This is a genomic window from Paenibacillus terrae, assembly GCF_000943545.1.
In the GTDB taxonomy this organism is placed as follows: Bacteria; Bacillota; Bacilli; order Paenibacillales; family Paenibacillaceae; genus Paenibacillus; species Paenibacillus terrae_A.
Window position 1 is genome coordinate 1 of sequence record NZ_JTHP01000098.1, and the last position, 13693, is coordinate 13693.

The 13693-nt window shown below is 44.5% G+C and carries 8 protein-coding genes and 2 pseudogenes; 3 read left to right on the top strand and 7 right to left on the bottom strand.

Features of this window, described 5'->3' with window-relative positions:
- Nucleotides 1-13: 13 nt before the first annotated feature.
- The 3 genes and pseudogenes from maeA to QD47_RS26915 form a co-directional block, all read left to right on the top strand.
- A pseudogene (gene maeA / locus QD47_RS26905) lies at nucleotides 14-946 on the top strand (oxaloacetate-decarboxylating malate dehydrogenase); the annotation flags it as partial.
- Between the two features lie 107 nt (nucleotides 947-1053).
- Nucleotides 1054-1242, top strand: a pseudogene (locus QD47_RS26910) (AEC family transporter); the annotation flags it as partial.
- 370 nt (nucleotides 1243-1612) lie between these two features.
- Nucleotides 1613-3376, top strand: a complete 1764-nt coding sequence (locus QD47_RS26915; RefSeq protein WP_044649008.1) for a methyl-accepting chemotaxis protein — start codon at nucleotides 1613-1615, stop codon at nucleotides 3374-3376.
- 91 nt (nucleotides 3377-3467) lie between these two features.
- On the opposite strand, the gene QD47_RS26920 is transcribed toward QD47_RS26915, so the two are convergent.
- From QD47_RS26920 to QD47_RS26950, 7 genes are all read right to left on the bottom strand, one after another.
- A complete protein-coding gene (locus QD47_RS26920) occupies nucleotides 3468-4520 on the bottom strand; it encodes a glycoside hydrolase family 53 protein (protein WP_044649009.1) in 1053 nt (350 codons plus the stop codon).
- Between the two features lie 89 nt (nucleotides 4521-4609).
- Nucleotides 4610-6655, bottom strand: a complete 2046-nt coding sequence (locus QD47_RS26925; RefSeq protein WP_200893534.1) for a beta-galactosidase — start codon at nucleotides 6653-6655, stop codon at nucleotides 4610-4612.
- A gap of 84 nt (nucleotides 6656-6739) precedes the next feature.
- On the bottom strand, nucleotides 6740-7618 hold the full coding sequence (locus tag QD47_RS26930) for a carbohydrate ABC transporter permease (protein WP_014282362.1): 879 nt from the start codon (nucleotides 7616-7618) through the stop codon (nucleotides 6740-6742).
- Nucleotides 7619-7645: 27 nt separating this feature from the next.
- Nucleotides 7646-8536: an ABC transporter permease gene (locus QD47_RS26935; protein ID WP_014282363.1), complete on the bottom strand. Its 891-nt coding sequence runs from the start codon at nucleotides 8534-8536 to the stop codon at nucleotides 7646-7648.
- Nucleotides 8537-8772: 236 nt separating this feature from the next.
- The gene (locus tag QD47_RS26940; RefSeq protein WP_044649011.1) at nucleotides 8773-10455 is read right to left on the bottom strand and encodes a type 2 periplasmic-binding domain-containing protein; all 1683 of its coding nucleotides are present in this window, start codon (nucleotides 10453-10455) and stop codon (nucleotides 8773-8775) included.
- 121 nt (nucleotides 10456-10576) lie between these two features.
- The gene (locus tag QD47_RS26945) at nucleotides 10577-12274 is read right to left on the bottom strand and encodes a response regulator transcription factor (RefSeq protein ID WP_044649012.1); all 1698 of its coding nucleotides are present in this window, start codon (nucleotides 12272-12274) and stop codon (nucleotides 10577-10579) included.
- The coding region (locus QD47_RS26950) for a sensor histidine kinase (protein ID WP_044649013.1) at nucleotides 12249-13693 on the bottom strand (1445 nt) is incomplete at its 5' end. The genes QD47_RS26950 and QD47_RS26945, both read right to left, overlap by 26 nt.

Consider the following 13693-nt stretch of genomic DNA (forward strand, 5'->3'; position numbering starts at 1 on the left):
ACACGACGACTAATACGGAAGCAGTATTTTGACATTTAATGATGATATTCAAGGCACTGGTGCAGTTACGCTCGCAGGTGTTATGTCTGGTGTTAAACTGTCTGGAGTCCCACTAAGCAAGCATCGAGTTTTGGTATTTGGTCCAGGAGCCGCCGGTATCGGTAACGCAGATCAAATTAGTGCAGCCATGATGCTGGAAGGACTATCGGAAACCGAAGCAAGAAGTAACTTCTGGGCTTATGATTACAGAGGTCTGCTTACTAATGAAACAGAAGGACTTTTCCCATTCCAGGTTCCTTATGTACGGGATGCCGCAGAATGTCGTGATTGGGAGCGTGCGGAGGACGGCAAAATTCCACTTTTGGAAGTCATTCGCCAGGTGAAACCTACCATTATGATCGGAACCTCCGGTGTTACCGGAGCATTTAGTGAGGAAATCGTTAAAGAAATGGCCAAGCATACAGAACGTCCTATTATTATGCCTATGTCTAATCCAACTCCACTGGCTGAAGCAACTCCGGAGGACTTGATCCGCTGGACTGAAGGAAAAGCATTGATTGCAACAGGCAGCCCTTTTGAACCGATAACCTATAATAATGTTAAGTTTGAAATTGGACAATCCAATAATGCTTTCGTGTTCCCTGGTCTAGGTCTTGGCGCGATTGTAGTGAAATCCAAAATCATCACAGACAGCATGTTTGCCGCCGCTGCCCATGCAGTAGCCGATATGGTCGATTTGTCACAGCCTGGAGCTTCCCTGCTGCCGAAAATCAGCGAGTTGCGTGAAGTATCTGAAGCAGTAGCTGTAGCAGTTGCAGCGGCTGCCGTTCAGGATGGCGTAGCACGTCATCAGCCCGATGATATCCGCCAAGCAGTTCGGGATGCAATGTGGGACTGCAAGTATAGACCAATCAAACAGAATGGTAAAGAAACGATCCTGGTTTAAGATTAGCAAACAACGTCAGGTTGTACTTGCATACAAGCAAAGAAATTATTGATTCCCCGATGTCCGCCAGCCATTTGGCGGACATCTTCATTATTGGAGGCGACATCATGGCTACAGGTCATATTTTTATCATTTTAATTCCTATTTTCTTTGTCATTTTAATTGGTTATTTTGCAGGCTTGTTCAAAGCATTTAACCCTGCTTCTTCCAAAGGACTAAATACACTGGTCACCAAATTTGCTTTACCTGCACATTTATTTATTGGTATCACGACGACACCAAGGATTGCTTATATAAGGGACAAGATTTTCTATAAGCCTCGACGTGATGCAGACATATACATGATCTTAGGGTGCTCGTCTGTTCTTAATATCTTATTTTTTTAAATATTGTCCAAACAATAAAATGAATTATTCATGCCAACAAGCGGTGGTTCCACAACGTTCTTTCGTTGTAAGCCACCGCTTGTTATTATGTAGCCTCCCATTTTTCCCATATGAAAGTGAAGAGAATCTTTGTCGGTTTTTGTCACTATATTTCACCAATACGTAACCGAATATTCTCCAAATTTAATAAATACCTAACATTTAGAAAGCAAATTGACGAAATATATAAGGGATAGGTTGTATATTAAAAATATAGTTCAACTTAAAGGAGAAGAAGCACGTGAAAAACTTGAAGTGGAGTACTATGTCCTTTTTTGGTAAAAATTTATTGATTTCATTCCTTAACATCGTATTGATTGGTACGATTCTCATCACATCCAGCTACATACTTCAAAAGAACATTCTCACCACACAGCTACAAGACCAGGTTAAGGTGTTAACCAAAAAATGGGCAAATGATGTCGATAAAACGAAAGTAGAGCAAGCCTTGACCGAAAAAGATTATAATGGCTCTGTTCAACAGGATTTACGCAAATTTCTCGACTCCATTCACACCTTTTATCCTAATGTTGCCCAAGCTTACATATTTGGAACAGAGTTAAAAGAAGGAGACCAAACCTCCATCATTGGCGTTCCCACAAATCTGGTTCAACCATTCCAAGATTCCAAAATGAACATAGGGGATATGTATCCTCTTCCTACCGCAAACGTAAATGCTGTAAATGAAATGCTAAAATCGAAAGAATCGGCGTTGAGCAGCTTTTACACCGACGATTATGGCACATGGACTACCATTGTTTATCCAATTACAGATGCAAGCGGTAAAATTACGAGCGCCATCTACTTTGACGTAGACGCAAGCTCGGTACCTGCCGGACTTCAAAAACTGCTTTTATACGGTGTATCCCTGCTCATTCTGTTCCTTGCTATTTTCTTAACCATTCAATATTTGCTTGTAAAACGTACCCTTTCCCCGATTCGCAGCTTGATGAAGGGCATCGAGGAAGTAAGCGAGGGCAATCTGAATGTTAGCATCAAAACAGGTCAGGATGACCTTGGCATTATCAACCAAAAGTTTAATACCATGATCAAACGTATTAACGATACGATGGTAAAAGTACAAGATACGACGCAAGAAGTTACGGAATCGGCTCAGGAGCTGCTAAGCATTAGCGAACAGAACAGTAACAATACGAATGTTATTAACAGCAATATTCAGGAAATAACCCAAGGACTTGAATCCCAAGATCACGCTGCGCTTGAAAGCTCCCGGGCTATGAATGAAATGTCTACGGTTATCCAAACCATTGCGGAGAGCTCCTCTTCCGTAGCAGATCAAGCTTATTCCATGGAAAAACGCTCGGTTGAAGGCAATCAGGTAGCCCAAAAGCTATCAACTCAAATGGATTCTATCTCCACTACAATAGAAAGTACAGTTGATTCCGTTAATGCGCTACAAAACCGATCTAACGAAATCAGTAATATCGTAAGCATCATTACAGGCATTGCCAGCCAAACTAACCTGCTTGCACTGAACGCTTCTATTGAAGCCGCCAGAGTCGGTGAGGAAGGTAAAGGCTTTGCAGTAGTAGCAGGAGAAGTGCGTAATTTGGCTGAGCAATCTCAAGAATCCGCTAGACAAATTGCCGAGCTTATTGGAGAAATCCAAAAGGAAATTGAACAAACGGTAGAAGGAATGAGTCTGGGCGCGAAGGAAGTTCAAGTCGGGCTGGAAGTCACACGTCAAACGGGCGAAATGTTCTCGGAGATTTTGAATGCGGCCAATAATGTATCGTCACAAATTCAGGAGGTATCCAGTGCGACGCAGCAGATTTCAGCCAGTACGCAGGAAATGTCAGCAACCTCTGACGAGCTGTCTTCCACAGTAAGCAAAACAGCAGACAGCAGCAAACAGATTGAGCACACCATTGGAGAACAGGCTGAGTCGATGGCTTCTATCGTCAAAGCTTCCGACAAGCTTACATTGATGTCCGGGGAGTTGGAAGAGCTTATTTCATTCTTCAAGGTAAACCGGAAATCCTAACGATCTACCTTAAATAAACTAACGAAAACAAAGAACCTCTTTTCTGCGCATTGTGCGGATTAGAGGTTCTTTGACATACTCATCACGTACTCTAGTTTATAAAGCCTTCCAGCGCTGAGGTTGGCTTACCGTCAGCCTGCCAAGCACCTTTGTTATAGCCCTGATTATAACCTGGGGTTGCAGCCGGCTCCCAATAAAATACTCCCAAGCCTTTGCCGCCCGCGATACTACGAACCTTCGTTTTGATGTCAGTAATAAATGCCTTGGAAGTTGCTGGTTCATTATATTCCATTCCGATTTCACTGATAACAATACCTTTGCCGTATTTTGCAATGAGATCATTGGCATTGGTAATCGTCTGGTTCACTTTTCCCTGCCAGTTCGAAGGAGACGGATACAGAGAAAACCCGATGAGGTCAAACTGAGCTCCATTGTCAATCAAGCCGCCAATATTCCAGGCTAAGGTAGAGCCACTATCACCGTTTGCCAGGTGTACGATCGTTTTAGTACTGCTGCTTACCGATTTTACAGCATTATTCCCTGTATTAACGAGCCAGGCGTAGTTTTTCATGTTCACCGAGGCTTTACCGTCTTCCCAGAGCATTCCATTGTTCGTTTCATTGCCGATTTGCACCCAATCCGGTGTTACCCCCTTGCTTTTCATTGTGTTCATAACATAAACCGTATGAGACCAGACCGCATCCATAAGTTGCGTAAATGTAAGATTTCGCCACGCATAAGGTTTGTTCTGCTGCCCGGGATCAGCCCATGAATCGCTGTAGTGCAGCGTCAGCATGACGCTCATACCCAATTTTTTAGCTCGCTGCGCCAGTTCTGCTGCCTTTTCGGCATTCATGTATCCGCTTCCATAATCCTTCATGTCAGGGTTTACCCACACCCGGATACGCACCGAGTTGATCTGATAATCATCCCGCAAAATTTGCAGCACATCTCGGCGAACCCCTTTTTTATCCTTCCAGGTCATACCTTGCGCTTCCATTCCTGCTACCCAGCTTATATCTGCTCCTTTGGCAAAAGCAGGGGCGGCCGAAGCCGCACCACCTCCCACAGAGCCAAATGGATACAAAAAGCTGGATAACAAGATCAACATCGCAAATACCATAGTCCGTTTACTTGTTTTCATAAGTCATCCCCCATCTGAATTGTGTACTCCTCATTGCCTCAGACAAATCTACCAGATCCCTCATTCGGGAAAACGTCAGCCATCACACTCTATACTATTTCCGATTTACTCCGCTCTGTCTTTAGTACCTTAACAGCATAGGCATCCAATCGAACCTTGCCGTCTTCCACCACATGATTTTCGAGCATATCCGAATAAATTCGTCCATCTAGCCTAATCTCTTGCGGCTCATGAGTGAAATTCAGTATGAAAATATAATCGTGAACTCCATCGGTACGAATCGCCGTATTCACTCCATGCGGCAACTGAACATCGAGTGCTTTACTAATTCCTGCGCCATCAATCAAACTTCTGTAAAAATCACTGTTGAACGATCCCGTGTTGCGTGAAGCGATGTAATAAGCTTTTCCCTGTCCCAAACGGTTCACCGTCAAGGCTGGGCGTCCTGCATAAAAGTCTGAACCGTATACAGCCAGTACCTCTGCACCTTCCGTATGAATGAGATCGCACAGTTCTACAGCCTCATATTCGCCATGCAGATCCAACTCATTGCCTTCAACTGGCAAAATATGATTACGGTCGTGATCATGCAGCCCGTCAATCTCTTCCGACCAGATCCCAAGCGTCTTACGAAGCGGCCCCGGAAAGCCTCCAAGAAAGCACAAATCATGTTCATCCACGATACCTGACCAATAGGTTGCTACGAAAATGCCACCGTTTTCAACAAACTGCTGAATTCGTTCGCCCACACAACTGCGGACCATATACAGCATCGGAGCCACTACGAGTTTATATTTGGAGAAATCAGCATCCATATGAATGACATCTACAGGCACGCCCTGCTCCCACAAAGCCAAATAATGTGCTTCGGCTGTCTCCTCATATTTTACACCTTTATTTCGTGGCCCTTGTGAGTCGTTGACCGCCCAGCGATTCTCCCAATCAAAAATGACTGCCGCCTCTGCTGGTACAGATGTGCCGATAACCTCCTCCAGTTTTTCCAGCGCGTTGCCCACATTTGTCACATCCCCAAATACCCGAGTATGCTCATGCCCCACATGATCGACGACTGCACCATGCAATTTTTCACTCGAACCGCGGCTTTTCCGCCACTGGAAATACTGGACTGTATCTGACCCATGTGCCACAGCCTGTAAAGACGATAGCAGATGCATTCCCGGCCGCTTCAGCTTGCTAATCTCCTGCCAATTCGTCAAGCTTGGCGTACTCTCCATCAGCATCCAAGGCTTCCCACCCTTGATTGAACGGATAATATCATGCATCATGGCCACTTTCGCAGCCTGACGGCTATCATCTCCCCCACGGTCATGCCACGTTGGATAGCTGTCCCAGGATACAACATCGAGCAGATCAGCAAACTTCCAGTAATTCAATCCTTCAAAAAACTCCATCAGATTTGTGGTGACCGGAAGTGCCGGGTTCGCAGCCTTGAGCGGCACAATCTCATGTTTGATAAAATCTGCGGTCTGATCGGTCACAAAGCGTCTCCAGTCCAAATTCATAGCATGGACTTGCGTTTCACCGTGAGGGGCCGGAGATTCGATTTGGCTCCAATCCGTAACCGTATGACTCCAAAAGGTCGTCCACCATGCGTGATTAAGCTTATCCAGCGTGCCGTATTTATCCTTCACCCAAACACGAAATGCCTCCTGACAATAATCACAGTGGCAATCCCCACCAAATTCATTGGAAATATGCCAACCAATGACAGCCGGATGATTTGCATAACGCTCGGCCAGCTTCGTATTCATGATACGTACTTTTTCCCGGTAGACAGGCGACGTAGAACAGTGATTATGACGAAACCCGTGCAAGTTACGGACACGGTTAGCCTCCACACGCAGTACCTCTGGATATTTTTGCGACATCCAGGCCGGTCTTGCTCCACTAGGAGTAGCCAAAAACGCATAGATCCCGTTTTCAGCAAACGAATCCAGGATACGGTCCAGCCATTCGAACGTGAATACGCCTTCCTCAGGCTCCAATGCCACCCAGGAAAAAATGCCGACGGACATCACGTTACATTTAGCCAGTTTCATCAGACGAATATCCTCTTTTAGCACCTCGGGATAATGCTGCCATTGCTCCGGGTTATAATCCGCTCCATGCAGCATATGTGGAACTCGCTCACTGATTGGCGGGTATTTGATTATGTTTTGCTGCGACACTGTAAATCATCTCCTTTAAATCAATATGGTTTACTCTTTGACAGAACCGAGCGTCATACCTTTAACAAAATACTTTTGTAAAAATGGATATACAATAAGAATAGGGGCTGCACCAATAAAAATCTGTGCTGCATTCACTGTCGTTTGTGAAAGCAACTCCATCTCTTTGGGGCTCATACTCATGGAGCTCATGTCCTTCTGAATGATTACCGTTTGCAGGAATGTAGCCAATGGATAATCCTTAGCATTGCTCAAATAGAGCAGACCGTCAAACCATGAGTTCCAGTGAAATACCATACTAAACAACGCAATCGTCGCAATGGATGGCATGGATATCGGCAAAAATATACTAAACAAAGTCCGAAAATGGCCTGCCCCGTCAATCAGCGCGGCCTCCTCCATCTCTTTGGGTATTCCTCTAAAAAAGTTCAACATGAGGATTACCAAAAATGTATTGACCGCTCCCGGCAAAACAAGTACCCAAAAGCTGTCCATGAGATGAATCTTTTGAATAACCATATAGAATGGAACCAGGCCACCGTTAAAAATCATACTGAATACAAACAGCCATGAATATACGTTTCGGCTACGGAACACAGATGTTTCCTTCGAAAGTGGATAAGCAGCCAAGAAGGTAATCAGTAGCGTCAAGCCAGTTCCCAGCACGGTCCGGAGAACAGAAATCCAGATAGAGTGCAGAAAAATAGGGTTATTCATCGTCTTCTTGTAGGCTTCTAATGAAAATTGCACCGGCCACAGTCCAACCAGATTGGCGTCTGCTGCTGATTTGGCGCTAAATGATACCGCCAATACATGAATCAGCGGAACGATACACATGATGGATAAAAATACAAGTAAACAAATATTAAACACATTGAAGATGCGATATGCCGTTGTTTTATGATACATGACTCTCCCTCTTTCAGCCTCGTGGAATCAAAATATGCGGTAACCTGCCCATTTGTAAGCAAGTCGATAAGATATCAGAATAAGAACCATACTAATAACAGATTTAAACAATCCAATAGCGGTAGCAAAGCCCATCTCTCCGTTAATTAACGCTGTCCGATAAACGAACGTGTCAATAATATCGCCTTTTTGGTATACCAACGGATTATAAAGGTTAAAAATCTGGTCAAAACCGGCATTCAGGACATTGCCGAGTGCAAGCGTACCGACAACCACCACCATAGGAATCAGCGAAGGTACAGTGATGTGTAGCGTCTGTCTCCAGCGGCTCGCCCCATCCATCTCGGATGCTTCGTACAACGAAGGATTAATGCCCGCCAGTGCGGCGAGAAATACGATGGTGTTGTAGCCAAACTCCTTCCATATATCCGATACAATGACAGTAAAACGAAACCAGTTATTATCTCCCAGAAAAAAGATGGGCTGGATCCCGAAACTTCCGAGAATGCGGTTCATAAATCCATCTGTAGCCAACAGGTCAATCAGAATACCTCCTAAAATTACCCATGATAGAAAATGGGGCAGGTAGACGAGTGTCTGAATGGAACGCTGAAGTCCAACCTTGCGGATTTCATTGAGCAGTATAGCAAAAACAAACGGAATCAGCAGATTGAAAAACATCTTTAATACAGCGATAATTAGCGTGTTCCAGACGACCTGAAGACTGTCTTCCCGTTGAAACAAAAAGCGGAAATTGTCCAATCCAACCCACTCGGAACCGGTTATGCCGAGCCAAGGCTTGTAATTTTGAAAGGCCATCACAATGCCGCCCATCGGAATGTAGCTGAATACAATTAAGAAAATGATGGCTGGCAGCAGCATAATATGAAATGGCCACGTACGTTGCAGACTTCTCATTGCAGTTCCTCCTGTAACTCTCATGTTATACTTCAATTATAGAGACGTTTCCGCTGTCCCGACAGTTCAAAAAACCAACATACATGGCACAAAAGCAATCATTTTTTAGTCTCACCATGGGAGTGAAAGTCTTTCTCGTATTCATAAAGATAACGCATTCATTTTCAATTGATTCTGATAATCTGTATTAAAAAGGCTGCCCGTTTGGGCAGCCTTTCTACCAGTTTTAACTGTTATTACTTTTCAACGCTTTTATACCATTCGTTCACTTCATTTGTAATTTGTTCGCCACCGGCAGTCTTCCATGTCTGCACGAAAGTGTCAAAGGCCGAAATCGGCTGTTTTCCATAAATAATTTCATTGAAGGTCTGGTTTTCAATCTTGTCCAGATAGTCTTTTTTGGCCTTCATGGTTGGCGTAGTAGGCCCCGTGAACTGATCCTTCATGGAGATGTCCTTTTGTTCCATCAACACCTTGGCAGCCGCAGGAGTACCTTTCCCGTAATTAACCATTACATCCTTCTCCAGACGGGTCTTCGCTTCCCCGCCGTTAGCCAAGCTTAACAAAGCTTTCATTTGAGCATCAGGTATACGCGCACCATCACGAACCAGCAAATAACGAACAGAGTTTACATAACCTCCTGCTATTTTGTCGATAGGCAACAGCATTCCGCTCGCATCCAAATCATAGTCGTAGCCCTTAAACATCCCGTTCACCAAATCCCCTTCCGGTTTGGCATTTGCAAAGTGATCAAACAGGTAATTTTGATAGGTGAAAAAAGCTTCAGGATGCTGCATTTGTTTGTTGATCAGTACGACACCATTGGTGTATTGCGTACCGTGCCGCATGGCTTTACCGTCAGGCCCTGCCGGAATCTTGATCGGCTTCCATACGGCGCCCGGCGCATTTTTGACCGTGTCCTGAAGCGGCCATCCGCTCATCCAGTATGGGCCCGGGATCATACCTGCTGTTCCCGCGACTGTGGGTTCTGCCGTCTTATTCTCATCCCACAATGCTGCTTCCTGCGGAATATATCCCTTTTTGAGCCACTCGCTAAGCTTTTGTAAACCCGGCTTCATGCCAGGCTGCACGGAGCCATATTCCAGACTGCCGTTCGTACCTTTGTTCCACTGTTGCGGGAGTGTACCGTATGCCCCGAGAATCCAGGACGGGTCACCCATCCAAGTGTTCATGGACGTTTTGAAACCGATGCTGAGCGGAATAACTTTGTCCGGCGACAATCCGTCCGGATTTTTGTTTTTAAAAGCATCCATCACTTTTTCCAGCTCATCCATCGTCTGAGGGGCCTTCATGCCCAGCTTGTCCAGCCAATCCTGTCGTACCCACAACACATAATCATGATTATAGGCGAAATCCAGTACAGGAATACCCATTTTTTTGCCATCCCGACTATATTGGTTCCATACGTTCGTATCCTGATTCATCGCTTGCTTCCAGGAATCCGAAGCATACTTATCGAACAACGGGCCCGCTTCCGCAAACATACCGGAATCTATCATATCCTGTGCGAGTTGCTCATTCTCCGTCCCCAGTACAACGACGTCCGGCATCTCCTGACCTGAGGACATAGCCAAACGCAGCTTGGTGGCAAATGCGCCATTCGTATCCGTGACAGACCAGAGTGATTTTACATTAATCCCGAATTTCTCTTTAGCCCACTTCGTCGCAACGTTATTTTCGATAGATTCGCCATTTTTAAATTTTAAGGCGGGATCTACACCCCATACTGTGGAAATTGTGACTTCCGGATTGTATTTTTCTTTGTATACGTTTTCAGTTTTTGCTGCGCTGTTGGTATTTCCATCATTCCCCGTGCCTGAGCAGCCCACAAGGCCAACTCCTAATACCATAGTTGCGGCGAGCAACGACAACAGCTTTTTTTTCGAATGAACTCGCATATTGTTCCCCCTCAAAAATCATTTTCTACTCTTCTAATTATAAGAGGGCTTTTCTACGCAGCCTATGTCACAAAATAAATATTTCTGCACCTTTCCCAACTGATCTTTACTATTCTCTTCTTTACTGGTCCCGAAATTCATGTGGAGTCATTCCGTAATGCTTTTTGAACATCTTACTGAAATATTGGGGATTCTGATAGCCCAATTCGGTTGTAATTTCATATATTTTTTTGTTGGAATACTTGAGCAAATAAAGAGCCCGCTCCATCCTCATTCGGATGATATAATCTCCCAGACCTTCTCCGGTTTCAGCTTTATATATTTTTGACAAATAGACCGGATGAAGATAAACCTGATCGGCAAGCGTCTTAACAGACAGCTCCTGACCTTTATCTTGGGAGATGAGCTCCTGAACCTGTTTGACCACATAGCTTTTGGCACTTTGCTCACTTGCAGACCATTCCAATTTAAGCTTGTTCATCATGGAAAATATCCATTCCTTAAGGTTGGAGAACGATTGAACCATTTTCTGCGCATGCAACGGGTCGAAGCCCGTTTGATCCATCTGCGTAATGAAGCGCCCTTGCTTGTGTGCCGTGTACATAAAGGCGCTCGTAACCGAGATAAACAGCTCATATAAATGTTCGCGGGTATATCCCGCTTCTTCTATCTTCCCAAATACACGGTTTATTTTCGCTTCGGCCTCTTCCCATTGTCTGGACTCCAGAAGATGGGTCAGCGTTGGATGCACATATAGTCCCTCCAGCAACTTGGCTGAACTGTGCGGCTGTTCTGGCTGCTCATCCACAAATAGCAACGTATTCGTCTCCTCCCGGTGGTTCCAGTATAAGGATCTTATCGCTGTCTGATATGCCTTAGGCAGCTCCTCCGGGAACATAAACCAACCAGTTACCGTGACGTAAATTTCCCCTTTCAAGTAATTGCTCACATTTTTCCGAAAGGTTTCAATAGTCGCCCGCAAAATACTACTATGCTTGTCCATATTAATTTCTGTTATTCGCTTCATATCATGCTGTTCTGGGACATCATCTGATTCTTCTTCATGGTACATACCATACTTTTCCAGATTGTTATTCCAATTTGCTTCTATTAATACAATTAAGCAATCATGTGGTGCTTTGCAGTGCCAGACGTGAAAATCGGGTGCGAACACTTCTTCAGCAATATTTCCAATCGCATACTCGATTAAGGATACTGAATGATAATCCATATCAGAAAAATGCTTGCCCATCTGAATAAGTAGCATACCTGCGGGTTGTCCCGTACGTAACATGATTTCGTACTGGGATAACTTGTCCTCTATCATCTGTACAGACAAATCACGTCCAAGTACCAAATCGTGCATTAAGTGGGTGCGCAGCACACCAAAATCCGTCCTGCGGTTATACTGTAATTGATGAACCTTATTAAAAGCTTCCCATTCTTCCTTTAGCGAATCGATGGCAGCTGATACACATTTCATAAACTCTTCATCATCCACCGGTTTTAAAATATAATCAAAAGCCTTAAGCTGAAGTGCCTTTTTAGCATATTCAAAATCGGCATAGCCTGTTAGTAGCAAACATCGGATATGCGGCCATCGTTCGTTTACCTCAACAATCAACTCCAACCCTGTCATACCAGGCATACGAATATCCGTAACCAGAATATCAATATCATACGCTTCCAGCACATCCACTGCTGCTAATGCGGAAGCCGCTTGATGAACCCTCTCAATGCCTAGCGCCTCCCATGGAATCGTAGCCACCAGGCTTTCTGTTACATAGCTCTCATCATCTACCAGTAATATCTGAACCATCAGGTCCCTCCATTTTAACCATATTCGAATTTGACGAAGGTTTGGGCTTGATCAAGCTATTCGCCTGCTCTTCTTCTGTTAACAGCGGCCATTTTAAAACCGCGCGCAGTCCCCCCAAAGGTGACAATGAGAAGTCCAGTCCGGCGTCTTCCCCAAAATGTAATCGCATTCGTTGATGCACATTCCATAAACCGTAGCCGCTTTCCTCTTCTACAGGCTTGTCAAGTGCTGCTCTCAGGGAAATTATAGCCTCCCTGCCCAAACCGAGTCCGTTATCATCCACAATCAAGCACATATATAGCCCGATCTGTTCCGTTGTAATGCGGATTATACCATCCTCTGCTTGAGGTTCTATTCCATGCAGCACCGCATTTTCTACTAATGGTTGCACTACAAGCAGCGGAATCAGCAGACTGTTAGCCTGTGAAGAAACATGAATTGAGAACGTTAGCCGCGGCATACGCATCTGCTGAATTTTCAAATAATAATGAACAAACTCGATTTCCTCCGATAAAGGTACCAAATCCCGTTCCTGTCTTGTCGTATATCGATAATATTTGGACAAATTATGAGCCATGGCCACGACCGCCTCATGATTGCGCAGCTTCGCCATACTTGTAATAAAAGAAAAACAATTATAGAAAAAGTGTGGATTGATTTGTGACTGGAGCTGCTTTAGACGCGCTTCCTTCACATGTAGCTTCTCAACATAAACCTTTTCAAACAGCTCCTGAATCTGTTCAACCATCAGATTGAATTGACGAGACAAGAAAGCAAACTCGTGGCTTCCCCTAGGGCTCAATCGAACAGCATAGTCTCCATCCTTTAATCTCCGAAACGCCCGCACAAGCTGGAGAATCGGCACTTGTACCTGTGAATGAAGAAGATAAGCACCAATGAAGCCTACCAGTAGCGAGCCAGCAACAGTTATATAAAATAGTCGATTAGAAGTGTAAATCGGAGACATCATATCGGACAAAGGCATGTAGTCAATCAAGTACCAGCCCGTCGTTTGCGAAAGAACGGCGTGAACAAGGTAACTCTCTTCTCCAACTTTCACGGTCAGATTATCAACTTCATGCAGTCCCATCTTCTCCAGTTTCGTAATCAGCTTGCCTGACAGCTCTTCATTCGCAGTTCGATTATAGATCACTCCTACGCCTTTTTTATAATAAAAAGGTTCCTTCCGTCCATCGCCTTTGAAGCGGTCAAGCATGTCCTGAATATTGCTGCTGTCAAATTCGACCTTAATAATCGTGTTAGCGGTTTCCGGATTACCAAGTGAAGAAAACGGGGATAATGTATACAACGAAAATATAAACTGATCCTTCCCGTACATCCTTTTTTTAGATACCTGCCAGCCGTTTTTAATCATTTGCTTTAATTCTTTCTGATCATAAAAAACGGCAGTCGTCGTGT